At 71.5% G+C, this 23,682-nt stretch carries 22 protein-coding genes; 11 read left to right on the top strand and 11 right to left on the bottom strand.

Features of this window, described 5'->3' with window-relative positions:
- Window positions 1-29 precede the first annotated feature (29 nt).
- Together ABIC29_RS14630 and ABIC29_RS14625 are read left to right on the top strand one after the other, a co-directional pair.
- A complete protein-coding gene (locus ABIC29_RS14630) occupies window positions 30-467 on the top strand; it encodes an Lrp/AsnC family transcriptional regulator (protein WP_055854559.1) in 438 nt (145 codons plus the stop codon).
- 2 nt (window positions 468-469) lie between these two features.
- A complete protein-coding gene (locus tag ABIC29_RS14625; RefSeq protein WP_116080319.1) occupies window positions 470-856 on the top strand; it encodes a GntR family transcriptional regulator in 387 nt (128 codons plus the stop codon).
- 85 nt (window positions 857-941) lie between these two features.
- Here the strand turns inward: ABIC29_RS14625 and ABIC29_RS14620 are convergent, their stop codons facing one another.
- Window positions 942-2,093 carry an SLC13 family permease gene (locus tag ABIC29_RS14620; protein ID WP_116080318.1) on the bottom strand — a complete coding sequence of 384 codons (1,152 nt, stop codon included), beginning with the start codon at window positions 2,091-2,093 and terminating at the stop codon, window positions 942-944.
- Between the two features lie 61 nt (window positions 2,094-2,154).
- Window positions 2,155-3,345 (bottom strand): RimK family alpha-L-glutamate ligase, encoded by a 1,191-nt coding sequence (locus ABIC29_RS14615; RefSeq protein ID WP_116080317.1) that lies wholly within the window; start codon window positions 3,343-3,345, stop codon window positions 2,155-2,157.
- Between the two features lie 27 nt (window positions 3,346-3,372).
- On the opposite strand from ABIC29_RS14615, the gene ABIC29_RS14610 reads away from it, so the two are divergent.
- Window positions 3,373-3,870: an ATP-dependent zinc protease family protein gene (locus ABIC29_RS14610; RefSeq protein WP_354246480.1), complete on the top strand. Its 498-nt coding sequence runs from the start codon at window positions 3,373-3,375 to the stop codon at window positions 3,868-3,870.
- A 31-nt stretch (window positions 3,871-3,901) separates the two neighbouring features.
- Here ABIC29_RS14610 and ABIC29_RS14605 read toward each other — a convergent pair whose 3' ends face one another.
- Entirely contained in the window at window positions 3,902-7,546 is a 3,645-nt protein-coding gene (locus tag ABIC29_RS14605) for a proline dehydrogenase family protein (protein ID WP_354246477.1), read from the bottom strand.
- Window positions 7,547-7,701: 155 nt separating this feature from the next.
- Here ABIC29_RS14605 and ABIC29_RS14600 point away from each other — a divergent pair, with 155 nt between their 5' ends.
- Window positions 7,702-8,661: a LysR family transcriptional regulator gene (locus ABIC29_RS14600; RefSeq protein ID WP_354246474.1), complete on the top strand. Its 960-nt coding sequence runs from the start codon at window positions 7,702-7,704 to the stop codon at window positions 8,659-8,661.
- Window positions 8,662-8,735: 74 nt separating this feature from the next.
- Entirely contained in the window at window positions 8,736-9,131 is a 396-nt protein-coding gene (locus ABIC29_RS14595; RefSeq protein WP_116080313.1) for an META domain-containing protein, read from the top strand.
- A gap of 20 nt (window positions 9,132-9,151) precedes the next feature.
- Here ABIC29_RS14595 and ABIC29_RS14590 read toward each other — a convergent pair whose 3' ends face one another.
- Together ABIC29_RS14590 and ABIC29_RS14585 are read right to left on the bottom strand one after the other, a co-directional pair.
- Window positions 9,152-9,574 carry a VOC family protein gene (locus tag ABIC29_RS14590; RefSeq protein ID WP_354246471.1) on the bottom strand — a complete coding sequence of 141 codons (423 nt, stop codon included), beginning with the start codon at window positions 9,572-9,574 and terminating at the stop codon, window positions 9,152-9,154.
- 67 nt (window positions 9,575-9,641) lie between these two features.
- A complete protein-coding gene (locus tag ABIC29_RS14585) occupies window positions 9,642-10,640 on the bottom strand; it encodes a helix-turn-helix transcriptional regulator (protein ID WP_354246468.1) in 999 nt (332 codons plus the stop codon).
- A 60-nt stretch (window positions 10,641-10,700) separates the two neighbouring features.
- Between ABIC29_RS14585 and ABIC29_RS14580 the strand changes: the two genes are divergently transcribed.
- Both ABIC29_RS14580 and ABIC29_RS14575 read left to right on the top strand, forming a co-directional pair.
- On the top strand, window positions 10,701-11,702 hold the full coding sequence (locus tag ABIC29_RS14580) for an ABC transporter ATP-binding protein (protein ID WP_354246465.1): 1,002 nt from the start codon (window positions 10,701-10,703) through the stop codon (window positions 11,700-11,702).
- A gap of 120 nt (window positions 11,703-11,822) precedes the next feature.
- Window positions 11,823-12,605: an ABC transporter permease gene (locus ABIC29_RS14575; RefSeq protein ID WP_354246463.1), complete on the top strand. Its 783-nt coding sequence runs from the start codon at window positions 11,823-11,825 to the stop codon at window positions 12,603-12,605.
- A gap of 101 nt (window positions 12,606-12,706) precedes the next feature.
- Here ABIC29_RS14575 and ABIC29_RS14570 read toward each other — a convergent pair whose 3' ends face one another.
- Window positions 12,707-13,909: a WxL protein peptidoglycan domain-containing protein gene (locus tag ABIC29_RS14570; protein ID WP_354246460.1), complete on the bottom strand. Its 1,203-nt coding sequence runs from the start codon at window positions 13,907-13,909 to the stop codon at window positions 12,707-12,709.
- Between the two features lie 124 nt (window positions 13,910-14,033).
- Complete coding sequence (locus ABIC29_RS14565) at window positions 14,034-16,433, bottom strand: pectate lyase-like domain-containing protein (RefSeq protein ID WP_354246457.1); 2,400 nt, start codon at window positions 16,431-16,433, stop codon at window positions 14,034-14,036.
- 215 nt (window positions 16,434-16,648) lie between these two features.
- Between ABIC29_RS14565 and ABIC29_RS14560 the strand changes: the two genes are divergently transcribed.
- Window positions 16,649-18,412 carry a phytoene desaturase family protein gene (locus ABIC29_RS14560; protein ID WP_354246454.1) on the top strand — a complete coding sequence of 588 codons (1,764 nt, stop codon included), beginning with the start codon at window positions 16,649-16,651 and terminating at the stop codon, window positions 18,410-18,412.
- Window positions 18,413-18,432: 20 nt separating this feature from the next.
- Here the strand turns inward: ABIC29_RS14560 and ABIC29_RS14555 are convergent, their stop codons facing one another.
- Window positions 18,433-18,792 (bottom strand): DoxX family protein, encoded by a 360-nt coding sequence (locus tag ABIC29_RS14555; RefSeq protein ID WP_116080307.1) that lies wholly within the window; start codon window positions 18,790-18,792, stop codon window positions 18,433-18,435.
- Window positions 18,793-18,913: 121 nt separating this feature from the next.
- On the opposite strand from ABIC29_RS14555, the gene ABIC29_RS14550 reads away from it, so the two are divergent.
- A complete protein-coding gene (locus tag ABIC29_RS14550) occupies window positions 18,914-19,378 on the top strand; it encodes a winged helix-turn-helix transcriptional regulator (protein ID WP_354246451.1) in 465 nt (154 codons plus the stop codon).
- Window positions 19,379-19,466: 88 nt separating this feature from the next.
- On the opposite strand, the gene ABIC29_RS14545 is transcribed toward ABIC29_RS14550, so the two are convergent.
- Window positions 19,467-19,829 carry a hypothetical protein gene (locus ABIC29_RS14545; RefSeq protein WP_116080305.1) on the bottom strand — a complete coding sequence of 121 codons (363 nt, stop codon included), beginning with the start codon at window positions 19,827-19,829 and terminating at the stop codon, window positions 19,467-19,469.
- Between the two features lie 66 nt (window positions 19,830-19,895).
- Here ABIC29_RS14545 and ABIC29_RS14540 point away from each other — a divergent pair, with 66 nt between their 5' ends.
- Window positions 19,896-20,558, top strand: coding sequence for an SRPBCC domain-containing protein (locus ABIC29_RS14540; RefSeq protein ID WP_354246448.1), 663 nt, complete (start codon window positions 19,896-19,898; stop codon window positions 20,556-20,558).
- A gap of 82 nt (window positions 20,559-20,640) precedes the next feature.
- Window positions 20,641-21,735: an AI-2E family transporter gene (locus tag ABIC29_RS14535; protein ID WP_147309095.1), complete on the top strand. Its 1,095-nt coding sequence runs from the start codon at window positions 20,641-20,643 to the stop codon at window positions 21,733-21,735.
- 19 nt (window positions 21,736-21,754) lie between these two features.
- Here the strand turns inward: ABIC29_RS14535 and ABIC29_RS14530 are convergent, their stop codons facing one another.
- Both ABIC29_RS14530 and ABIC29_RS14525 read right to left on the bottom strand, forming a co-directional pair.
- On the bottom strand, window positions 21,755-22,339 hold the full coding sequence (locus ABIC29_RS14530) for an acyl-CoA thioesterase (RefSeq protein WP_116080302.1): 585 nt from the start codon (window positions 22,337-22,339) through the stop codon (window positions 21,755-21,757).
- Between the two features lie 104 nt (window positions 22,340-22,443).
- Window positions 22,444-23,589, bottom strand: a complete 1,146-nt coding sequence (locus ABIC29_RS14525) for a bifunctional 2-methylcitrate synthase/citrate synthase (protein ID WP_116080301.1) — start codon at window positions 23,587-23,589, stop codon at window positions 22,444-22,446.
- Between the last annotated feature and the right edge of the window lie 93 nt (window positions 23,590-23,682).

Raw genomic sequence — 23,682 nt, 5'->3', positions numbered from 1 at the left:
CGCGCAACCGATCGTCGTACACTCCGAGGATGGACAACCTCGATCGCGCCATCCTCGACCTCCTCCGCCAGAATGCGCGAGCGGGGTACGGCGACATCGGGTCGTCGGTCGGGCTGTCGGCGTCCGCGGTCAAGCGACGGGTCGACCGCCTCGTCGCCGACGGGGTCATCCGCTCGTTCACGATCCAGGTCGACCCCGCCGTCGACGGCATGTCGACCGAGGCGTACGTCGAGCTCTTCTGCCGCGGAACCGTCGCACCCGACGAGTTGCAGCGCATCCTGCAGGGGGTGCCGGAGGTCGTCTACGCGGGCACCGTCACCGGCAGCGCCGACGCGATCGTGCACATGCGGGCCCGCGACATCGCCTCCCTCGAAGACGCGCTCGAGCGCGTGCGCATCGCCCCCAACGTCGACCACACGCGCAGTGCGATCGTGCTCTCGCGCCTGGTCAACCGCAGCAGGGACTGAGCATGACGGATGCCGCGGCCGGCCCGCTCGCGCTCACGATCGACCACGCGGCATCCGCACCGCCGTTCGAGCAGTTGCGACGGCAGGTCGTCGATGCCGTGGCCGACGGGTCGCTCGCGCCCGGAACCCGCCTGCCGACGGTGCGCGCCCTCGCCGCCGAGCTCGAGCTCGCCGTGAACACCGTCGCCAAGGCGTATCGGGCGCTCGAGGCCGACCACGTCATCGAGACGCGCGGGCGTGCGGGCACCTTCGTGTCGGCGACGGGCGACCCCGCGTCGCAGCAGGCGCAGCTCGCCGCGATCGCCTACGCCGACCGCGTGCACCACCTCGGCCTCGACGACGCCGCGGCGCTCGCCCTCGTCGAGACGGCACTGCGCGCGCGTCGCTGATCCGCCGGTCGAGGAGCGCGAAGCGCGTGTCGAGACCAGCGGGGTCTCGATACGCTCGCTGCGCTCCCTACTCGACCGGCCACGCTCAGGCACTGAAGGACAGCGCCAGCGTCGCCGACACCACGACGAGCGGCGCCGCCAACAGCCCCAGGAGCATGAACCGGGGCCACGAGATCTCGACGCCCATCGACACGAGGCGCTGATGCCAGAGCAGGGTCGCGAGCGACCCCCACGGCGTGATGATCGCGCCGGCGTTCACGCCGATGAGCAGCGCCACCAGCCGCACCGGGTCGTCGGCGAACGGCTCGAGCGCGAGGTAGGCGGGCAGGTTGTTCACGAGGTTCGCCGAGGCCGCCCCCACCCCGGCGAGGCGCAGCAGCTCGAGCGGGCCCTCACCGGTGCCCGCGATCGCGGCGAGCATGTCGGTCGCATGCGCGGCGTGCAACGCCTCGACCGCGAGGAACAGCCCCGACGCGAACACCACGAGCTGCCACGGCACGAGCGACCCCCTGAGTGCGGCCGGCCGGCGCACCGCGAAGGCCACGACGAGCACCGCGGCAGCGGCGCACGCCGGGATCCACACCTCGATGCCCGACACGAGCAGCGGCACGAGCGCCGCGAGCGTGATCGCGGCGGTGCGGAAGAGCACGCGGTCGTCGGGCGGCGTCGCCGTCTCGGGCTCGAACCGCGCGAGCAGCTGTCGCGGGCGGGTCGCGAAGAGCACCGCGGCCGTCACCACGACCGCGACGAGGGCCGGCGCCGCGGTGATCGCCGCGAACTGCAGCGGATGCAGCCCGAGGTGCTCGGCGGCCAGCAGGTTCGTCAGGTTCGACACGGGCAGCAGCAGCGAGCCGGTGTTCGCGATCCACACCGTCGTGAGCGCGAACGGGATCGGCGAGATGCGCGCGTGCGCCGCGAGCGCGACCACCACGGGAGTCAGCAGCACCGCCGTCGTGTCGAGCGAGAGGAACACGGTCGACGCCGTCGCGAGCACCAGCACGAGCAGCCAGAGCAGGAGCGCACGGCCGCGCGCGATCCCCGCGAGCCGCTCGGCGATGACCCGGAACAGCCCCGCCTCGTCGGCGAGCTCGGCCACGATCGTGACGGCCACCACGAACACGAGGATCGGCACCACGCGACCCGCGAGGTCGGCCACCGCCTCGAGCGGGAGGACGCCGAACACCGCCGCCACGGCTCCGACGAGCAGCAGCACCCCGCCGATGATCGCGATGCGCACCGGACGACGCTACCCCCTGCGAGCGCGCACCGACGACGCGATGCCGGCCCGCGGCATCCGCTCAGCTCTCGGGGATGGGCTCCTTGGGCAGGCGGCGCACCTTCGCACGGCGCTTGCGGCGCTCGGGGATCATCGAGCGCATCTCCTCGAGACGGCCGAAGCACAGCAGGCGATCGCCGGCCTCGAGCAGCACGCCCTTGCGGGGGTTCGGGATCACGTTCGTGCCGCGGTGCAGCGTCAGCACCGTGATGTCGCGCTCCCACAGGCCCGACTCGCCCAGCGTCTTGCCGACGAGGTCGGCGTTGCCGTGCACGAGCAGCTCGGCCACGCCGTACCCGGTCGAGACCGTGAGGCGCTGGCGCACGTCGATCTCGGGGAACGCGACCTGGTTGGCCATGTAGTCGATGATCGCGCCGGCGACGTCGAGGTTCGTCGCCGTCTCGATGCCCTGCAGGCCCGGCGACGAGTTGACCTCCATGACGAGCGGACCGTCGTTGCCCTCGAGCATGTCGACGCCCGCGACCTTGAGACCCATGATCTGCGACGCCCGCACGGCCGCGAGCTCGTACTCGGGCGTCAGCTCGACCGGCTCGACGCTGCCGCCGCGGTGCACGTTCGACCGGAACTCGTCGCCGCTCGCGACCCGACGCATGGCCGCGACCACGCGATCGCCGACCACGAGCGCACGGATGTCGCGGCCCCGGCTCTCGGCGATGAACTTCTGGATCAGCACGTTCTGCTTCGTCGAGTGCATCGTCTCGATGATCGCCTCGGCGACCTTGACCTGCGGGGCGAGGATCACGCCGATGCCCTGCGTGCCCTCGAGCAGCTTGATGACGACCGGCGCACCGCCGATCAGCTCGATCGCCTGGCGCACGTCGGCGCGGTTGCGCACGAACGACGTCGGGGGCAGCGCGATGTTGTGCCGCGACAGGATCTGGTGCGCGCGGAGCTTGTCACGCGCGTTCGTGATGCCGTTCGCCGTGTTCGGCGTGTAGACGTCCATCTGCTCGAACTGACGCACCACGGCCGTGCCGAAGTACGTGATCGAGTTGCCGATGCGCGGCAGGATCGCGTCGTAGTCGCTCAGCGGCCGGCCGCGGTACTGCAGGTCGGGCTCGGACCCGGCGAGGTCGATCGCGAACCGCAGGGTGTTCAGCACCTTCACCCGGTGGCCGCGCTGCAGCGCCGCCGCACGGAGTCGTTGGGTCGAGTACGCCTGCGGGGCACGCGAGAGAATCGCCAGTTTCAAAGTCAGCCCCTGCCATGATGGATCGAGATGAGAGAGCCAGACCATTCAAGCACCATCGCCGGATGGCGCGAGTGGGCGAGCCTCCCCGAGATCGACGTCGCGTGGATCAAGGTGAAGCTCGACACCGGTGCCCGGTCGTCGTCGCTGCACGCGTTCGACGTCGAGGAGTTCGAGCGCGACGGCGAACCGTGGGTGCGCTACGGCGTGCGGCCATGGCAGAACTCCGACGACGACGGGGTCGTCGTCGAGTCGCGCGTGCACGATCGACGCATCGTGCGCAGTTCGTCGGGCCACTCCGAGGAGCGCATCGTGGTGCTGCTGGACATCGTGCTGCTCGGCCGCGAGATGCGGGCCGAGGTCACGCTCAGCAACCGCGACGAGATGGGCTTCCGCATGCTCATCGGGCGCGAGGCGCTGCGCAACGGGTTCCTCGTCGCGGCAGGCGAGTCGTTCCTCGGCGGGCGGGCGCCCCGCGGCATCCGCCGCCAGAACCGCGGGCGCGAACCGCTGCCGCCGACCGCGTAGCGCACGTTGCCGCCGGTCGAGTGGCGACCGCTCAGATCACGTCGTCGGTGATCGTCGTCGGGTTCCCGAAGCGGTGGTTGGTGATCGAGATCGCCTGCTCGTGCAGGAACGGCAGCAGCTCGACCCGGCCCGACGGCGTGGCCGGGTGCGACCAGACCGCGACATCCGGCGTGCCGTCGAGCGCGATCGCGAGGCCGGCGGGGTCGCCGCCGATCAGGCGCACGCGCGAGGCGCCGACGCCCTTCCTCGAGATCCGCTGCAGCCACGACGCGTCGCCCTCGCGGGTGACGTCGACGTTGCGCGACGAGAGCAGCTGCGCGACGCCCTTGGGGAGCTGGTGCGCGGTCGAGACGCGGAGCGCCGAACCCGCGAGCACGCCGGCGGCGATGACGCGCAGGCCCTCGCCGAGCGTCGCCGCCTCGCCGATGCGGATCGCGACGGGCAGCGAGCGGTACCGGAACAGGTTGCGCTCGACGCCGACGCCCGAGACGTCCTTGACCGTCGCGTACTCCTCGGTCCAGGCGATCTGGTCGGACAGCGCCGAACGGCGGAGCACCTCGAACGCCTCGAAATCGAGCGAGGACTGCGAGGCCTCGATGATCTCCGACACGCGCTTCTCGAGCCCGCGCAGGTGCAGCGAGCTCGACGTGATGTCGTGCTGCGGAACCCAGTCGCCGAGGCCGAACAGGTAGTTCGGCCCACCGGCCTTCGAGCCCGCGCCGACCGCCGAGCGCTTCCAGCCGCCGAACGGCTGGCGCTGCACGATCGCGCCCGTGATGCCGCGGTTGACGTACAGGTTGCCGGCCTCGACGCGGTCGAGCCACGTCGCGATCTCGTCGGAGTCGAGCGAGTGCAGGCCGGCGGTCAGGCCGTAGTCGACCGCGTTCTGCATGCGGATCGCCTCGTCGAGGTTCTTCGCATGCATCACGCCGAGCACGGGCCCGAAGAACTCGGTGAGGTGGAAGTACGAGCCCGCGGCGACGCCAGAGCGCACGCCGGGCGACCAGAGGCGACCGGTGTCGTCGAGGCGCTTGGGCTCGACGAGCCACTCCTCGCCGATGCCGAGCTGGGTCAGCGCGTGCTCGAGCTTGCCGTTCGGCGGCTCGACGAGCGGGCCCATCTGGCTCGACGCGTGTTCGGGCCAGCCGACCTTGAGCGACATCGTCGCGTCGACGAGCTGGCGCATGAAGCGCTCCGACTTCGCGACCGAGCCCACGAGGATCACGAGCGAGGCGGCCGAGCACTTCTGGCCCGCGTGGCCGAACGCACTCTTCACGACATCGGACGCCGCGAGGTCGAGGTCCGCCGACGGCGTCACGATGATGGCGTTCTTGCCGCTCGTCTCGGCGAGCAGCGGCAGGTCGGGGCGGAACGAGCGGAACAGCTTCGCGGTCTCGTAGGCACCCGTGAGGATCACGCGGTCGACAGCCTGGTGGCTGACGAGGCGGCTGCCGAGCTCGCGCTGGGCGAGGTCGACGAGCACGAGCAGGTCGCGCGGGATGCCCGCCTCCCAGAGCGCCTCGACCATGACGGCGCCCGAGCGCTGCGCGAGCTTCGCCGGCTTGACGACGACGGCCGAGCCCGCGGCGAGCGCGGCCAGGACGCCGCCGGCGGGGATCGCGACCGGGAAGTTCCACGGCGGGGTGACCACGGTGACCGTCGACGGCACGAACTCGGCGCCCTGCACGTGGTCGAGCTCGCGCGCGCGCTCGGCGTAGTAGTGGGCGAAGTCGATGGCCTCGCTGATCTCGGGGTCGGCCTCGGCGATGGTCTTGCCGGTCTCGGCGGCCATGACCTCGATGAGGCGGTCGCGGTTCGCGGCGAGCGAGAGGCCGGCACGGTGCAGCACCGCGGCGCGCTCGTCGCCGGACAGTTGTCCCCAGGCGCGGCCGCGCTCGGCGGCGACCGAGATGACGTGATCGAGCGTCGCGACGTCGTCGATGCGCGCGGCGGCGACCGTGTCGACGCCGAGGCGGGACTCGGGCACGCGCGCGAGGATGCGTCGGCCCCAGTCGCGGTTCGCGGCGAGCGCGGGGTCGGTGTCCGGCTCGTTCGCGAACCCGGGGGTCACGCCAGACCCGCGCGGAGCCGGGGGGTCGGCGAGCGCCGTCGCCCCGTCGATCGCGTCGAGGTCGAAGCCGTCGCCGAGGCTGCCGCGACGGATGCCGAGCACGACGCTCGTGAGCGACTCGTCGCGCTCGTGCTCGGTGCCGGGCGCGGGGGCGTCCTTCTGGGCCATGGCCGCGGCGAACGACTCCTCGGTCCACTCGGTGCGGCGGTTCTGCACGCGGTTCGGCGTGGGCTCGGACGCATCGGCCTCGAGCGCCGCGAGCGAGGCGAGGTAGCGGGCCTCCTCGCGGTCGAAGAGCCTCCTGCTCGACGCGAGGTCGAACACGGCCGACATGAAGTTCTCCTGGCTCGCGTTCTCTTCGAGGCGGCGCACCAGGTACGCGATCGCGACGTCGAACTCGCTCGGGTTGACGACCGGCGTGTAGAGGAGCAGGTTGCCGACGTCGCCGCGGACGGCCTCGGCCTGCCCGGTCGCCATGCCCAGCAGCATCTCGAACTCGACGCGACCCGTGACGCCGCGGTCGACGGCGGTGATCCAGGCGTCGGCCACGTCGAACAGGTTGTGGCCGGCGATGCCGAGCTTCACGGCATCCGTTCGCTCGGGGGTCATCGACCAGCGCAGGACGCGCTTGTAGTTGGTGTCGGAGTCCTGCTTCGTGCCGTAGGTCGCGACCGGCCAGCCGTGCACGGCGGCGTCGACGTGCTCCATCGCGAGGTTGGCGCCCTTGACCACGCGCACCTTGATCGGCGCGCCGCCGTCGGCGCGGCGACGCGTCGCCCACTCGGTGAGGTGCTGCATCGCGCCGAGTGCGTCGGGCAGGTACGTCTGCAGCACGATGCCGGCCTCGAGGTGCTTCAGCTGCGGCTGGTCGAGCAGGGTCGTGAAGACCGCGATCGTCAGGTCGAGGTCGCGGTACTCCTCCATGTCGAGGTTGATGAACTTCGCGTTGCCGGTGCCACGCGTCGACGCGTTCGCGGCGAGCTCGTAGAGGGGCGTCAGCTTGGCGACGACCTTCGCGACGGCTTCGTCGAACGACCACATCGAGAGCTGGCTGACGACGCTCGACACCTTGATCGACACGTAGTCGACGTCGTCGCGCGCGAGGAACTCGGTCGTGCCCTTGAGGCGGCGATCGGCCTCGTCCTCACCGAGCACGGCCTCGCCGAGGAGGTTGAGGTTCAGGCGGTTGCCCGACTCGCGCAGGTGCGCGATGGCGGGGCCGAGCTTCGCGGGGGTCGCGTCGAGCACGAGGTGGCCGACCATGGCGCGCAGCACGCGGCGGGCGATCGGCACGACGGCCCACGGCACGACGGGCGCGAAGACCCCGCCGAGGCGGATCGCGGCGCGGAGGTACCACGGCAGGAAGCGGGGGGTGAGCTTGGCGACGTGTGCGAGGTTGCGACCGGCGACGCCGAGGTCCTCCGGCCGCATCACGCCGTCGACGAAGCCGACGGTGAACGCGAGGCCGTTCGGGTCCTTCAGCACGCCGGCCAGACGCTCGGCGGAAACTTCGGTGGGGTGCTCGGCGCTCTCGGCGAGCCATCGACGCACGAGGGCGACGACGCGCTCGGTGCTCTGCGACGCGAGCGTGGCGGTGTCCGACATGGTCACGAGGGTAGTGTCCTTTGCTTCGGGCGCCGCGGGTTGGATGCGCCTGTCGGGGTTAAGTGTGCGGCCGCGACATCCGTTCGGTAAAGCGAATGAATCTGACGGATACTGTTCAGGAGAACCGAACGATCTTCGGATGCGGAGGCCGACCCATGCTCGACGTGCGACGACTGCGCCTGCTCGTCGAGCTGAGCCAGCGCGGCACGCTCTCGGCGGTCGCGGAGGCGCTGTCGTACAGCCCGTCGTCGGTGTCGCAGCAGCTCAGCCAGCTCGAACGCGAGGCCGGGGTCCCGCTGCTCGTGCAGGTCGGCCGGCGCGTGCAGCTCACGCCGCAGGCCGAGCTGCTCGTCGGCCACGCGCGCGCCGTGCTCGATCGACTCGAGGAGGCCGAGGCGGATGTCGCGCGGTCGCTCACCGACGTCGGCGGCACGGTGCGCATCGCCGTGTTCCAGTCGGCGGCGCATGCCATCGTCCCGCAGGCGCTCACCCTGCTGCGCGCCGAGCACCCGAACCTGCGCGTCGAGGTCACCGAGCGGGAACCCGACGCCGGGCTCTTCGAGGTGTCGGCCCGCGACTTCGACCTCGTGATCGCCGAGCAGTATCCCGGCCACACCCGAGCGCACCGCGACGACCTCGACCGCGTGCGCCTCGCCGCCGACGCGATCCGCCTCGCCCTGCCGCCGCACCCGACCCGCCTGATGCCACGCGATCCCGACCCGAGCGCCGTGCTCGCCGCCGCGGCCGGCATGCCGTGGGTGCTCGAGCCCAAGGGCACCGCGTCGCGAGAGTGGGCGGAACAGCTCTGCCGCGAGGCGGGGTTCGAGCCCGACGTGCGGTTCGAATCGGCCGACCTCATGGCGCACATCCGCCTCATCCGCACGGGCAACGCGGTGGGCGTGCTGCCAGACCTCGTGTGGGCCGGCGAGGCGCCGAGCGTCTCGCTGCTCGACCTGCCGGGGCATCCGGAGCGCGAGATCTTCACGTCGACGCGCCCGGCCGCGGCCACCCGCCCCGCCGTGGTCGCGAGCCGCGATGCGCTCGCCCGTGCGGCCGCGGCCACCGCCACGCCCGCGGGCGACGGGCGACCGCCCCGCGCCGCGGCCCGCGACTGAATCGGGTAGCGCCGCTCCGGCGTCGGGGCGTCGCCGCTCTGGCGTCGCCCGCCGACACGGGCTAGCCTGCGAGCATGGGTCGACTTCGGGGAGTCACGATCGCCGCGGGTGCCGTCATGGGCCTGCTCCTGCTATCCGGATGCGCCGGCGAGGAGGGCGACGACCGGGGCGGATCGGTCGATCCCACCGGAACGTGGGGCGACACGACCGACACCGGCGCGCCGTCGCTCGAACTCGACGACGACGGCGGGCTCACCGGAACCGACGGCTGCAACCAGCTGACCGGCACGTGGACGGTCGACGAGTCCGACCACGTGGAGTTCCACGACGTCGCCTCGACGCGCATGGCGTGCGCCGACGTCGACACCTGGCTCGCCGGCCTCAGCCAGGCGACCATCGCCGACGACACGATGACCGTGATCGACCAGGACGGCTCGGAGATCGGCACCCTCGAGCGCAGCGACGACTGAGCCGTCGTCGCGCGACGCGCTCAGCCCTGCTGCTCGTGCATCCAGGGGGTGTAGCTGACGCCCACGAGCAGGCCCTCCGGGCTCATCAGGCGAGAGGTCGTCTGCCCCCACGGCTCGTCGTGCGCGCCGACGAGGATCTCGTGGCCCGCGGCGTGCAGTTCGTCGACCGCCTCGGCGACGGCCGCTGGCGACGCGACGTCGAACTCGACCCAGGCCTGCGGCGTCGGCAGGGACGCCGGCCACTCGGGCGACCCGAACGTCGCCTCGGCGGCCTGGCTCAGGGGCCAGATCGCGAACGCCTTGACGCCCCGGAGGTCTTCGGTGTGGAAGTACCCTGGCGCGTTCTCGTGGAAGGGGATGCCGAGGGATCCGCGCCAGAAGTCGAGCGATGCCGAGTCGGCCGTGCCGATGGGGCCGAAGCCCGCGACGAAGGCGATGTCCATGCGCCCATGAAACCCCCGCCCACCGACATCCGCGATACCTGCCACTGGGCCGGCCCCCGCAGGCCGGTCATGCACCGACGGCGCGAGCGGCGGCCGCGAAGCGCGACGCCTGCTCGGCGAGGAACGCCTGCACCTCTGGCGGGCCCTCGACTCGGTACTCGACGCCGCGCGGCATCCACATGAGGGCCATGACGAGGTTCTCGACCGTGTCGGCCTCGAGCGGCCAGGCGCAGTGCTCGGCGTCGATCGCCACGACGTCCCGTCCGTACCAGCCGAGGTGGGCGACGAGCGCCTCCTTCGGGATCGCGGCCACCACGCTCGCCGAGACGCCTCGGTCGCGCCAGCGCAGCGCGCGTTCGACGCGCTCGCGAGCCTCGTCGTCGGTCATGGGTCGCGGCTCGAAGTTCACGCGCGTCTGGAACGGCTCGCTCATGCGGTCGAGGCGGAAGGTGCGCCAGTCGTCGCGGTCGCGGTCGAACGCGAGGAGGTACCAGCGGCGGGCGACGGGCACGAGCCGGTACGGCTCGACCACTCGGGCGGACGCCTCGCCCGCGGCATCCGTGTACCGGAACCGGAGCCGCTCGGCGTCGCGGCAGGCGAGCGCGAGCAACCCGAGCAGCCCGGAGTCGACCTCCGGCGACGGCCTGGCCGATCGTGCCGACCCGACCCCGCCCGTGCCGACCGCGGCGTGCGACTGCAGGGCCTCGATGCGGCGGCGCAGGGCCGCGGGCAGCACCTGCTCGATCTTCGCGAGCGCGCTGAGCGTGGTGTGCTCGGCACCGCGCAGTCCGGCGGTCGCCTGCGAACGCAGGCCCACGGCGATAGCGACGCCCTCGTCGTCGGTGAGCAGCAGCGGCGGCAGCCCGGTTCCGGCTTCGAGGCGGTAGCCGCCTGCACTTCCCCGCAGCGACTCGATGCCGTAGCCGAGCTCGCGCAGCCGCTCGACGTCGCGCCGCAGGGTGCGGTCGCTGACGTCGAGGCGGTCGACGAGTTCGCGGGCGGTCCAGTGCCGGTGGCTCTGCAGCAGCGAGAGCAGTTCGAGGGTCCTCGAGGTGGTTGCGGCCATACCTGAATTCTCTCGCGAAACCGGACAGAACCTGTCCGCATAGCCGAGAAGACTGCAGGTATGACGAACCAGATGATCACCGCACGAGGCCTGACGAAGACGTTCCGCTCCAAGGGGCAGACCGTCGAGGCCGTCCGCCCCCTCGACCTCGCCGTCGGCGAGGGAGAGCTCGTCGCGTTCCTCGGCCCGAACGGCGCCGGCAAGTCGACGACGCTCCGCATGCTCACGACCCTGCTGCCGCCGACCGCGGGCGAGGCGACCGTCGCCGGCTGCGACATCCGCTCGGATGCCGCGGGCGTGCGCCGTCGCATCGGCTACGTCGGCCAGGGCGATTCGGGCGGCCACACGCAGCGCGTGCGCGACGAGCTGCTCGCGCAGGGCGCGTTCTACGGCATGGGCCGCCGCCAGACCAGGGCGAGGGCGGCCGAACTCATCGAGTCGCTCGAGCTCGAGCAGGTCGCGACGCGAACCGTGCAGGCGCTCTCGGGCGGCCAGAAGCGCCGGCTCGACATCGCGCTGGGGCTCATCCACCGGCCAGAGCTGCTGTTCCTCGACGAGCCCTCGACCGGCCTCGACCCGCACAGCAGGGCCAACCTGTGGGAGCACATCGTCGACCTCCGCCGCGCGACCGGCACGACGATCTTCCTCACCACGCACTACCTCGACGAGGCCGACCAGCTCGCCGAGCGCGTCATGGTCATGGACCACGGCACGGTCATCGCCGACGACACGGCCGACGCGCTCAAGTCCTCGCTCGCGGGCGACCGGGTGACGCTGTCGTTCGATTCGACGACGGATGCCGCGGCCGCCGCCGCGCGCATCGGCGGCGCCGTCGAGGCGGGCGACCCCCGCGTGGTCGCCGTCACCGCGCAGGGCGGCGACCGCGCGCTGCCCACGTGGATCCGCGAGCTCGGCGACGCCGGCCTCGACGTCGTCGCGGCGACCCACCGGCAGCCGACGCTCGACGACGTGTTCCTCGCCCTCACCGGCCGGAGCCTCCGCGAGGAGGCCGCGCACGCTGCACCGGCCGACCCCGCCGCCGCCGAGGCCGTCGCGGCCTGACCGCCGCCACCGCCTGCACCACGAAGACAGGTGCCCACGCGGCATCCGGCACCGACTCAGGAACCACACGCAACGCCCGCCCGAGAACGCCCTGTTCTCACGAAGCGAAGGACTTTGATCATGACCACGACATCCACCACCGCCCGCCCCACCGGCTTCGTGCGCGACACCGCCGCGGTGTACGTGCGCGAGACCCGCCCGCTCGTGCGCGACCCGTTCAGCGTCGTCTTCTCGCTCGTGCAGCCGCTCGTCTTCCTCGGACTGTTCGGTCCGCTGCTGGTCGGCGCCTCCGGCGGCGACGTCGCGGGCACGCTGCAGTGGTTCGTGCCCGGCATCCTCGTCATGGTCGCCCTGTTCGGCACCGCGAGCACGGGCGCGAACCTGCTGTTCGAGATGCAGACCGGATCGCACGAGCGCACGCTCGTCGCACCGCTCTCGCGGAGCGCACTGCTCGTCGGCCGCGCACTGAAGGAGGTCGTGCCGCTCGTCATCCAGGGCACGATCGTGGTGCTCGTCGCGGTGCCGTTCGGCTTCAGCCTGAACGTGCCGGGGCTCGTCGCCGGCCTCGCCGTGCTCGCGGTCTTCGGCATCGGCTTCGGCGCCCTCAGCTACGCGCTCGCCCTCGCCTGCCGCAACCGCGACTGGATGTTCTGGATGGTGCACCAGACGCTGCTGTTCCCGCTGATGATCCTCTCGGGCATGCTGCTGCCCCTCGAGGACGGCCCGGCCTGGATGCAGGTCGCCGCCGCCGTCAACCCGCTGAGCTACCTCGTCGATGCCGAGCGCGCCCTGCTCGCCGGCGACTTCGCGGACCCGAGCGTGCTCGGCGGCGTCATCGCGGCGATCGCCACGTGCACCATCGGCGTGTTCGTCGGGGTGCGCTCGATGCGCAAGGCGCGCTGACCGGCGGCCGCGACCCCGGCCCGGGCTCCCGGGCATGGGCGAGGGGCGAGCGGATGCGACATCCGCTCGCCCCTCGTCGGCGTGCGCCCGGCCGGGTGACGTTACGACCGCGCCGGTTCGGACTCCGGCTCTGGCTCTGCCGCGGTCGCGGGGCCGGCCACGGGCGCGGTGCCGCCCCCGGCAGCAGGAGCGACCGCCGGCGCCTCGCGCTCGCGCAGCGCCCGGTCGACCGCTTCCTGCACGCGCGCGTCCTCGCGGGCCTTCCGCTGCGCCCGGCGCCGGCGCCCGAGCCGCACCCAGGCGAAGATCGCCGCGGCGAGCAGCAGCACGAGGGCGAGCAGGGTCCAGGGCACGGCCGCGGTCGAGACGGCCTCCTCGACGGGTCTCGGCTCTGGCTTCGTGTCGGCCGGTGACGCGGGGTCGAGCGTCACGGCGGCCGTGAGCACGAAGGCCGGCACGATGCCCTCGACCTCGACCTCGACCGGCCAGGTCTCGCCGGGCAGCAGCTCGGGAACGTCGGCGACGCCCGTCGCGGCCACCGGCAGCATGCCGAACGGCCCGGTCAGCGCGACCTGCTGCGCCGCCGAGAGCCGCGTGTTGCCGGCGTTGCGCACCGTGTACGAGACGGTCGCGGCGCCGGTGCCGAAGGGGTTGGGCGTGCCGGCGTAGTCGACGCGCAGGTCGTCGATCGCGAGCGCGGGCGCGAGTGCACCGCCGACGCGCAGGTGCATGCGGATGCCGAGGCGACGGTCGACGGTCAGGCCGCTGTCGACCTCGGGCGAGGCGAGCGACGTCAGGATGCCGCCGGCGTGGTCGCCCGGCGTCGCGTTGGCCGGCACGGTGATCGTGAAGGGCACCTCGATCGCCTCGCCCGGCTGCACGGTCACCCGGTCGGCGGCCGGCGCGGCCCAGGCGCCGAGTTCCCGGGGGCGCACGTCGCGGGTCGCGACGTCGAGCTGCCCGTCGGAGGTGGTGAAGGCGTCGGCGGCGTAGACGTCGAGTTCGACCGGCACGACGTCGTGGTTCGCGATGATGATGGCGTCGTCGATGGTCTCGCCCGCGTCGACGGCGTAGGCGTAGTTCTCCCGGCCTTCGCCCCACGTGGTGTCGGCGGTGCGCACGCCCCACGTGACCTCCGGGCCGTCGACCTCCTCGGCGGAGGCCGGCGCGGCCGGCGCGGCGACGACGAGCACCGCCGCGAGGGCCGCGGCGAGCGCTGCGGCGAGCACGCCCCCGAGCACCGCGGTGCGGGCGGCGCCTCGAGCTCGAGGGGGGCGGATGTCGGTGGCGGGCGCAGTGCGCATGTGGTGCTCCTCGTGGTCGAGGGTGGAACGGAGGGTGGCCGGGGCGGGTGCCGCACACGCGCTCACCCCGGCCTGGCGGTCCGGGCCGGCAGGAGCCGACCCGGACCCGATCAGCCGAGCCCGATCACCCGAGTCCGGTGATCGTGAGGGTGGCCCGGTAGGTGCCGTCGGTCGCCGAGACCGGGATCCGCAGATCGAGGTCGGCGCCGAGCTTGGCGGAGCCGCGCTCGTGGCCCGACGGCGCACTGCCGAGGGTCGACGAGTCGGAGAGGCCGTCGCCGCTCACGAAGCCCGACTGCACGGCTTCACCGGCGACGGCGCCGCCGCCGGCTTCGACGACCTTCGGAGCCCAGCCGAGGTACTTGCCCGAGAAGGAGCCGGCAGGCGAGTCGAAGTCGCCGACCTGCGCCGAGACCGACCAGGGCGTCGCGCCCCGACGCGTGTCGGTGACCCGCACGGGGTTGATCGAACCGGCGGCCGCGAAGTGGTCGCCGTTCTCGACGGCCGTGCCGAGGTCGACGATGTCGTTCGTCCCGTCGATGCTCCACACGAACTCGCCGGGTGCGCCGACCGGGATCGTCACCTGCAGGTTCTGCGCGTTCGGGTCGGTCGCGCTCTCGTAGACGGCGAGGAACTTCGAGACGCCGCCGCCCGCGCCCTGGGCGGCATCGCCCTGGTCGTTGACGATGTGCTTGATGCCGCCCGTGCCGTTGAGCTTGACGGAGACCGCCGACTCGACGCGCACACCCGGTCGCTGCGGCACCTGGGTTCCGCTCTCGACGAAGATGTCCTGGCTCTGGTTGTACTGGGTGTCGAAGAACGAGTACACGCCGAGACCCTGTGCGAGGTGGTGCCGCACGTGGTCGCCGACCCGGTACGCCGCGTAGCCGAGTCGGGTGCCGTCCATGTACGCGCCCTGGGTGGGCGGGTCGTACGGGATCTCGCTCTGGAAGAAGACCGTGCGGCCGCGCTCGCCGTTCCAGATGACCTGGTTCTTCTGGTAGTGCTCGACGAAGAGACCGAGCGCGGTGACGTCGTCGCCGTTCACGACGACGCCGTGGTCACCGACGTTCGACGTCCATCCGACGCCCTCGCCGTGGTCTGCGCGCCAGGCCCAGATGTGGTCGAGCAGGCTGTCGGGGCTGTTGACCTCGATGCTCGTCGTCGCCTTGCCGGCCCACGGCCCGCCGACGCGGATGAACACGTCGCTGAGCGTGGTCGGGTCGGCGGGGTCGGACGCGCTCGCGCCGTCGGGACCGACCTGCAGCAGCACGTCGGAGAGCACCTCGCCCGCGTCGATCGTGAGGCCGGCGATCTTCACGCCGGCGACGTCGCCGACCTCGATCGCCGCGTTGCCCGCGGTCGGCACGAGCGAGGCGTAGCCGAGTCCGAGCACGACGGTGCCGGCGCGGTCGACCTCGAGCGGTGCGTCCAGGTAATAGACGCCGGGGGTGATGAGGAGGTGCTTGCCCGCGGCGAGCGCGGCGTTCAGCTGCGCGGCCGTGGCGCCCTCGTGGGCGATGAAGAAGTCGTCGATCGAGATCGACTCGCCGGCCGAGGCATCCGTCGACCAGTCGTGGCCGCTCGTGTCCTGCTTGGCCTTCGGCACGAACACCTTGTAGTCGTCGCCGTCGAGGTAGAGGAACGGCGCCTCGCGGTTGATCGGCGTGTCGCCGACGTTCGTCTTGTTGCCGTTGCCGCCGCCGGGCAGGGGCCCGAAGTCGGTCGCCGGGGCGCCGTCGACGCCCGAGAACACCATGTTCCAGACGCCGCCGTTCCAGGTGCCGACGGTCGAGTCGCGGGTGAACCACTGCTGCTGCGAGCCGCTGAGGATCTCACCGGAGACCTTCGAGTTCGCGAGGTAGCCGCCTGAGGCGTACTCGCCGACGCGGCCCATGAGCGTGAGGTCGCCCTCGATGTTGATGCGGCGCAGCGGCGCGGCCTGCGAGACGGCGAAGCGCAGCTGGTGGGGCGCCGTGATGCCGCTCGGGAATGAGCGGTTCGCATCCACGCCCACCGGGCGCTGGATGGGGTTGAACGTGAGGTTCGACATCGACCGCCAGAACCGCGTGAGCGAGCCGGGCTGCTGGCAGTCCCACGGGTTCGCCTCGCACTGGCGCACGGGCTCGACGTGGATCGCGCCGTTGATGCGCACGTCCTCCGGCGACGCGCCGAGGCCGGCGACCGCCTGGTAGTAGCCGAGCTCGGAGTTGACGATGCCGGTCGCCGTGGTCGGGTTGTCCTGCCCAGCCGCGGACCCGTAGGTGCCCGGCTTGAAGAAGAACTGGTGCCGGTCGAGGCTGAACTCCGCCTCGGTCGACGCGGCCATGAGGGCCGCGCTGATCTGGTCGGCGGTCCAGGTCTCGTCGAAGACCGTGACGTTGGGTCCGAAGTCGGGTTCGGCGGCATAGGCGGGCATCGCGCCGAGCGCACTGCCGGCGATGGCCAGCGCGGCGATCGTCGCGCCGGCGCCGATGAGCCGGCCGGGGCGGGTGGGCGGATGGTCCGCCCTGTTGCGGTGCATCACAAGGTTCTCCTTTGAACGTCGGCCGGCGGCAGATCGCGCCGCCGTTGTACCGGGTCAGTGCGAGGTGGTGCACGGCCGACGCCTTCCTCGGCGCGGTCGCGACGTCAGCATATGGGAAGACTTACTGACTTGTCAGTAATTTCTTTTGCCCCCATTTCGGGGTGCACGTACCGCGTTCGGGGCGCAAGCGCCACGTCGCCTACGCTCGTGGCATGTCCTTCCCCCAGCCAGACGACGAAGCTGCAGACCACGACGTCGTGATCATCGGCGGCGGACACAACGGCCTCACCGCCGCCGCCTACCTCGCCCGAGCCGGACGCCGCGTGCTGCTCCTCGAACGCGACGACCACCTCGGCGGCGCGGCCGTCTCGGCGCAGGCGTTCGACGGCGTCGACGCCCGCCTTTCGCGTTACTCCTACCTCGTGAGCCTGGTGCCGCAGCGCATCATCGACGACCTCGGGCTCGAGATCCGGCTCGTGCGTCGACGCTTCTCGTCGTACACGCCCGACCCCCGCGACCCGTCGCGAGGCCTGCTCGTCGACGCCGACGCCTCCCCCGAGGCGTCCGTCGCCGCCTTCGCACGGGTCGACGCCGAAGCGGATGCCGCGGCCTGGAGCGCGTTCTCCGCCGACACCGCCCGGCTGGCAGAGCGCCTCTTCCCCACGCTCACCGAGCCGCTGCCGACCCGCGACGAGGCCCGCGCGCTCGTCGCCGACGACGAGGCCTGGTCGGCGTTCGTCGAGCGGCCGCTCGGCGAGGTCGTCGACGCCCGCTTCACGAGCGACCTCGTGCGCGGCGTCGTCGCCACCGACGGCCTCATCGGCACGTTCACCGAGCTCGACGACCCGTCGCTCGACGCGAACCGGTGCTTCCTGTACCACGTGATCGGCGGCGGGACCGGCGACTGGGACGTGCCCGTCGGCGGCATGGGCGCCGTCACTGGCGAGCTCGCGCGCGCGGCCCGCGACGCCGGCGCCGAACTGGTGACGGGTGCCGAGGTGGTCTCCGTCGACCCCGACGGGCGCGTGCGCTACCGGCGCGCCGACGACCGCGCCGGCGCGGCGGATGACGCGGCGCCTCGCGAGGTCGTCGCGACGACCGTGCTCGCCAACGTCGCCCCCGCCGTGCTCGACCGCCTGCTCGATACGGGCGCCGACGCGGCCGCCCGAGCGGCGAAGCCCGTCGACACCGCCGCCCACGCGGCATCCGACCCCGACGCCGTCGCGCCGCGCAGCCAGCCGCCGTTCTCGCGCGACGTGCCGTTCGGCCTCCCGGCCGTCGTGCGCGAGCGCCTGCGCCAGCTCGACATGCCAGAGGGCGCGCAGGTGAAGGTCAACCTGCTGCTCACGCGCCTGCCGCGCCTGCGCGACACGTCGGTCGCGCCAGAGGCGGCGTTCGCGGGAACCTTCCACATCAACGAGCTCGAGTCGCAGCTCGCGAAGGCCTACCGCACGGCCGCACGCGGCGAGGTGCCGTCACCGCTGCCGTGCGAGATCTACTGCCACACGCTGAGCGATCCGTCGATCCTCGCACCCGAGCTCGTCGAGGCCGGATGGCACACGCTCACGGTCTTCGGGCTGCACGTGCCGCATCGGCTCGTCGAGCGACTCGGCAACGACGCCCTGCGCGAGCGGCTCAGGGCCGAGGTGCTCGCGTCGCTGGACTCGGTGCTCGCCGAACCCATCGAAGACGTCATCGCGACGGATGCCGCCGGCCGGCCCTGCATCGAGGTGAGGACGACGCTCGACCTCGAGCACGCGCTCGCGATGCCCGGCGGCAACATCTTCCACGGACCGCTGTCGTGGCCGTGGGCCGAACCCGGCGCGGCCCTCACGACGCCCGCCGAACGATGGGGCGTCGCGACGCGGCATCCGCGGGTCCTGCTCTGCGGGTCTGGAGCGGTGCGCGGCGGCGCGGTGAGCGGCATCGGCGGCCACAACGCCGCCATGGCCGTGCTCGAGGCATCCGGCGCCTGATCGGACCCGAGCGCTGCGAATCAGCCGAGGAAGACCCAGCCGAGGCCCACGACGAGTGAGAACACGCCGAGCACGATGCTCGGAACGGCGGGCTCGTGGCGCTTGACGTGCAGCGCCGTGCCGACCGCCATCGTGAGGGCGAGGGCGAACGCGGCGACCGGGGTGAGCCAGGGCAGCACGCCGGTCGCGGCCGGGAGGATCAGGCCGAGCGCGCCGAGGAACTCGAGGATGCCGACGGCGCGGGCCTGGCCGTCGGAGAGGTCCTCCATGTAGCCCATCTTCTCGACGAGCTTCTCGCGGGGCGTGAGGCTCTTCGTGACGCCGGCGGCGAGGAAGACGAGGGCGAGCAGCCCGGTGGCGATCCAGAGGACGATGATCATGGGGGTTCTCCAAGGTCGGTTCACACAGAAGTGTCGGTTACGATCAGTGCGTGACGCACGATCGGTGACTCTAGCCCGCCACCGCCCCGCACTTCATCGTGCGTCACGCACCTCGAGGTGCGTGACCCCGATCCGCCAGACCCGAAAGGCCCCCATGACGATCACGGATGCCGCAGCCCCCCGCCTCGCCCTCGACGTCGACGCCTGCACGACGACGCCCGTCGACCCGTGCGGTGCCGAGAGCAGCGAGGCGCGCATCATCCGCGACGTGCTGTCGCGCGTCGGCGACAAGTGGAGCCTGCTCGTCATCCGGATGCTGCACGACGGGCCCCGGCGATTCACCGAGCTGCAGCGCAGCATCGACGGCATCTCGCACCGCATGCTCACCCAGACCCTGCGCAACCTCGAGCGCGACGGGCTCGTGTCGCGCAGGAGCTACCCCGAGATCCCGCCGCGGGTCGAGTACACGGCGACCGACCTGGGCCGCTCGCTCGCGCTGCCGGTGCTCGGACTCGTCGAGTGGGCGTCGGCCAACCACGCGAGCATCACGGATTCACGCGACGCGTTCGACGCCGCGCGCGACTGACGGCGCCACGCGACATCCGCCGCGTCGGGCACATGACGAAGGCCGACCCATGTGACGGATCGGCCCTCGGAACGAATCGGGTCGGAGGTCAGACGACGAGGAAGAGCTGGCCGAGCACGAGCGCCGCGATGATGAAGAGCACGATGATCGCGCCGACGATCGCGAGCGACTTGCGCGACAGGTTCGCGACGGCGTAGCCGACGAGGAACGGCAGCGCCGCCAGGAAGATCGTGGCGAGCCACCAGAACGCGGCGTAACCGCCCTGGCTCGCCTCGTCGAGTCGACCCGAGAAGAGCTGCTGGGTGTTGGGGTGCGTCGCGAACGAGAACGCCGCCGAGAGCGGGATCGCGATGAACGCCGCGACGATGAGGCCGACGAGGAAGCCCCACAGTCCGGACTTGCCATCGGTGACGTTGATCGCCTCTTCGTGCTGCTGCGTCTTCGAACTCATGCGGCCAACTCTAGTCGTAGGGGCCTCACGGGTTTAGCCTGAAAACACCGATGATCGGGGGCGATGATGACCGTGAAACCGACTGGCCACTATCAGCTGAGGGGCGATGGGCTCTACATCGAGTTCGATCGGCTGTTCCATGCCCCGATCGAGGACGTCTGGTACAGCCTCACCAACCGCAACGCGATGAAGGCGTGGATCGGCACGTACACGGGCAGTCCCTCGACCGGCGCCGTCCGATTCCGCATGAACGCCGAGGGCGACGTCGCCGAAGACGAGGGATGGCAGGCGGTCAGCATCCTGTTCTGCGACGCGCCCCACCACTTCGTCGCCGACGGCTCCTCGCCCGAGCACATGCGCGTGTTCGCGAACCTCACCGAGCGGGGCGGCATGACCGCACTGACCTTCGGCCAGCGGCTCTACCCCGGCACGGATGTCGCGAGCTGGGGCTGCGGCTGGGACTACTACCTCGACCGGCTCATCGCCGCCCGCAGCGGCTCGCCGATGCCCGCATGGGAGTCGTACTTCCCGGCGTTCACCCGCTACTACCGGGATCTGCCGGTGCCCGTGCGGCCGCGGACGCCGACCGAGTCGATCGACGTGGTCGAGGCCGATGCCGTCCTCGTCGTCGATGCGGACGATCGCGGCGAACCCGGACACGGGCCCGAAGCCGGGTACGACCCGGCCCACGACGCCGACCTCGACTCGCCCGCGACGCCCACTCGATAGGGGACGAGCGCACGGCCGACCCGATGGCGGGTTCGGCGCGGCACGCGGCTCGGCGGAGCATCCGCGCCCCTAGACTGACGCCGTGAATCAGGCAGAGCGCATGCGGCGACGCGAGCCCGCACAGAGCAACGGAACCTTCTTCGCGAACCATCCGCTGCGATGGGGGTTCATCGTCTCCCTCGGCGTGATGCTCGCGATCCTCCTCGGCATCGCCGTGGCGAACCTGCAGAGCGTGCTGCTCTCGGTGTTCATCGCCGCGTTCGTCGCGCTCGGCCTCGACCCGCTCATCCGCTGGTTCCAACGGCGGGGCCTCAAGCGCAGCATGGCGATCATCGTCGTGATCCTGCTCTTCGTCGGCGTCGCCGTCGCGATCGTCTGGATCCTGGTCCCCCCGGTGGTCGAGCAGGCGGCCAGCCTGGTGAAGAACATCCCCGCGATGGTCAAGAACGCCCAGGACTCCGGTTGGTACGACCAGGCCAACGAGGCGACCAACGGCGTCCTGGCGACTGTCGTGAAGGCCGTCCAGGACGCCCTGACCGACCCGAACCTCTGGGCCACGGTCGGCGGCGGCGCGCTCGCATTCGGCGCCTCGGTGATCAGCGCGATCTCGACCGGCTTCTTCGTGTTCGTGCTGTCGATCTACTTCATCGCCACGCTCGACAGCACCAAGCAGGCCTGCTACACCCTGATCCGCAAGTCGAACCGGGCGCAGATCTCCGACCTCGCCGAGCGCATCATGCTCTCAGTCGGCAAGTACCTCAGCGGCATGGTCATCCTCGCCTTCATGAACGCGACCTACTCGACGATCCTGCTGGTCATCGTGGGCGTTCCCTACGCGCTCATCATCGGCGTCGTCGCGTTCTTCGTCACGCTCATCCCGCTCATCGGTACCGTGCTCACCACGATCCTCATGACGATCATCGCGCTGCTCGTCTCGCCGACGGCCGGCCTCATCGTGCTGATCTTCATGCTCGTCTACATGCAGGTCGAGGCCTACGTGCTCACGCCGAAGGTCATGGGCAAGGCCGTGCAGGTGCCGGGCACCATCGTGCTCATCTCGGCACTCGCCGGCGGCACGCTGCTCGGCCTGCTCGGGGCGCTCGTCGCGATCCCGATCTCGGCCGGCATCCTGCTCATCATCCGCGAGATCGTGATCCCGAAGCAGGCGCGGCTCTAGGCCGGGTTCGTCACCCGCCTCAGGCGCGCTGCTCGACCTCGGTCGGCCAGATCGACGGCGCCTCGGCGCGCGTGGCCGGCAGCGCGACATCCGCGCCCCAGCGCTCGATCCAATCGGGGAGCCCAGCGGTCGCGGGGGCGCCGAACACCTCGATGAGCTCGGCCACCGGCACGACCCCGCCCGCCTTGCGAAGGAACCTGGCCCGGATGAACCCCTGCGCGTAGATCTCGGGGGTGCCGTCGGCGGACGGGCGCACGTACCGCTGCTCGAGGTAGACGGCCTTGTCGTCGTAGCCCGTGATGCGCGACTCGATCGTGAACCGCTGCCAGAGCCGCAGCGACTTGCGGAACGTGATCGTCTCGCTCGCGACGACCGGGTACCAGTTCTTCTCGCGCATGATGCCCCAGACGCCGTTGCGCACGAGCATGTCGAAGCGCGCGACATCCATGATCGAGAAGTACACGCCGTTGTTCATGTGCCGGTTGATGTCGAGATCGGTCGGCAGCGTGATGAAGTTCGTGCGTGCCACGTCGTCGGGGCCGAGGTCGGGCTTTCGACGCGAGAGGAACACCACGTGCAGCAGCGTGCGGAAGAACATGTGCATAGTCGACGACTTTACGACTGCTTCGTCGGAGGTCGCCCATCATTGGCGAGTCGCGACAGTGCGCGGGCGGATGCCGCAGGCCCGCCTTGTGCGGAAGCGAGAGGTCAGCGCCCCTCTGGCACGTGCCGTTCGTCGGGGCCGTTGTAGACCGACAGCGGGCGGATGAGCGCGTTCGACGCGAGCTGCTCCATGATGTGCGCCGTCCAGCCGGTGACTCGGCTCGCCACGAACAGCGGCGTGAACGTCTCGGTGTCGAACCCCATGAGGTGGTACGTCGGGCCGGCCGGGTAGTCGAGGTTCGGCTTGATGTTCTTGCGCTCGCCCATGCCGCTCTCGAGCGCCGTGTAGAGCTCGAGCAGGTCGGGACGGTCGTAGTACTCGACCATGCGCTCGAGGGCGTCGCGCATGGTCGGCACGCGCGAGTCGCCGTTCTTGTAGACGCGATGGCCGAAGCCCATGATCTTGCGCTTCTCGGCCAGGGCCTCGTCGAGCCAGGCCGCGGCGCGGTCGGCGGCTCCCTCGCCCGGGCCGATCTCCTCGAACGCGTGCATGACGGCTTCGTTCGCGCCCCCGTGCAGCGGGCCCTTGAGGGCGCCGATCGCGCCCGTGACGGCGGAGTAGAGGTCGGCCAGCGTCGACGCGATGACGCGCGCCGTGAAGGTCGAGGCGTTGAACGAGTGCTCGGCGTAGAGGATCATCGAAACGTCGAACGCGCTCACGACGGGAAGCTCGGGCAGCTCGCCGAACGTCTGCCAGAGGAAGTTCGCCGAGTAGCCGAGGTCTTCGCGGGGCTCGACGAAGTCGAGGTCGTGGCGGCGCCGCTGGTCGTAGGAGACGATCGACGGCAGCTTCGCGAACAGGCGGATCGACTTCTCGAGGTTGGCCTCGCGCGAGTCGTCGGGCGTCTGCGGGTCGATGGCGCCGATGACGCTCACGGCCGTGCGCACGACGTCCATCGGGTGCGCGGTGAGCGGGAGCTCGTCGATGACGCGCTTGATCTCGTGGTCGAGGCCGCGCAGCGAGCGCTCGAGCTGCTCGAACTCGGCGAGCTGGCGCTCGTCGGGCAGCTCGCCGTTCCAGAGCAGGTAGGCGACCTCCTCGAAGGTCGCGGATGCCGCGAGCTCCTGCACCGGGTAGCCGCGGTACAGCAGGGAGTTCGTCTCGGGGTTGACCTTCGAGACCGCCGTGTAGTCGACGGGGACTCCGGCGAGTCCCTTGTAGATCTCGGGCGCCTGCTGCTGGTCGCTCATCGTGCTCCTCGTGAGTGCTGACGGGGCGGCGCCGCGATGCGACCGCTCCCCCAGCCTAAGGGCCGTGGGAGCGGTCGATGCCGTGAATCCGCT

Source organism: Agromyces sp. PvR057 (assembly GCF_040547485.1).
GTDB lineage: Bacteria > Actinomycetota > Actinomycetes > Actinomycetales > Microbacteriaceae > Agromyces.
Note: the sequence above shows the minus strand (reverse complement) of the source record. Positions and strands in the feature narration are given on the sequence as shown.

What these genes read in the sequence shown, in the direction of transcription:
- ABIC29_RS14610 (WP_354246480.1), top strand. Translation starts at nt 3,373, where the DNA reads ATGAGAGAGCCAGACCATTCAAGCACCATCGCCGGATGGCGCGAGTGG.
- ABIC29_RS14590 (WP_354246471.1), bottom strand. Translation starts at nt 9,574, where the DNA reads ATGGACATCGCCTTCGTCGCGGGCTTCGGCCCCATCGGCACGGCCGAC.
- ABIC29_RS14570 (WP_354246460.1), bottom strand. Translation starts at nt 13,909, where the DNA reads ATGCGCACTGCGCCCGCCACCGACATCCGCCCCCCTCGAGCTCGAGGC.
- ABIC29_RS14625 (WP_116080319.1), top strand. Translation starts at nt 470, where the DNA reads ATGACGGATGCCGCGGCCGGCCCGCTCGCGCTCACGATCGACCACGCG.
- ABIC29_RS14585 (WP_354246468.1), bottom strand. Translation starts at nt 10,640, where the DNA reads ATGGCCGCAACCACCTCGAGGACCCTCGAACTGCTCTCGCTGCTGCAG.
- ABIC29_RS14560 (WP_354246454.1), top strand. Translation starts at nt 16,649, where the DNA reads ATGTCCTTCCCCCAGCCAGACGACGAAGCTGCAGACCACGACGTCGTG.
- ABIC29_RS14605 (WP_354246477.1), bottom strand. Translation starts at nt 7,546, where the DNA reads ATGTCGGACACCGCCACGCTCGCGTCGCAGAGCACCGAGCGCGTCGTC.
- ABIC29_RS14540 (WP_354246448.1), top strand. Translation starts at nt 19,896, where the DNA reads ATGACCGTGAAACCGACTGGCCACTATCAGCTGAGGGGCGATGGGCTC.
- ABIC29_RS14525 (WP_116080301.1), bottom strand. Translation starts at nt 23,589, where the DNA reads ATGAGCGACCAGCAGCAGGCGCCCGAGATCTACAAGGGACTCGCCGGA.
- ABIC29_RS14600 (WP_354246474.1), top strand. Translation starts at nt 7,702, where the DNA reads ATGCTCGACGTGCGACGACTGCGCCTGCTCGTCGAGCTGAGCCAGCGC.
- ABIC29_RS14630 (WP_055854559.1), top strand. Translation starts at nt 30, where the DNA reads ATGGACAACCTCGATCGCGCCATCCTCGACCTCCTCCGCCAGAATGCG.
- ABIC29_RS14545 (WP_116080305.1), bottom strand. Translation starts at nt 19,829, where the DNA reads ATGAGTTCGAAGACGCAGCAGCACGAAGAGGCGATCAACGTCACCGAT.
- ABIC29_RS14575 (WP_354246463.1), top strand. Translation starts at nt 11,823, where the DNA reads ATGACCACGACATCCACCACCGCCCGCCCCACCGGCTTCGTGCGCGAC.
- ABIC29_RS14565 (WP_354246457.1), bottom strand. Translation starts at nt 16,433, where the DNA reads ATGCACCGCAACAGGGCGGACCATCCGCCCACCCGCCCCGGCCGGCTC.
- ABIC29_RS14595 (WP_116080313.1), top strand. Translation starts at nt 8,736, where the DNA reads ATGGGTCGACTTCGGGGAGTCACGATCGCCGCGGGTGCCGTCATGGGC.
- ABIC29_RS14580 (WP_354246465.1), top strand. Translation starts at nt 10,701, where the DNA reads ATGACGAACCAGATGATCACCGCACGAGGCCTGACGAAGACGTTCCGC.
- ABIC29_RS14555 (WP_116080307.1), bottom strand. Translation starts at nt 18,792, where the DNA reads ATGATCATCGTCCTCTGGATCGCCACCGGGCTGCTCGCCCTCGTCTTC.
- ABIC29_RS14530 (WP_116080302.1), bottom strand. Translation starts at nt 22,339, where the DNA reads ATGCACATGTTCTTCCGCACGCTGCTGCACGTGGTGTTCCTCTCGCGT.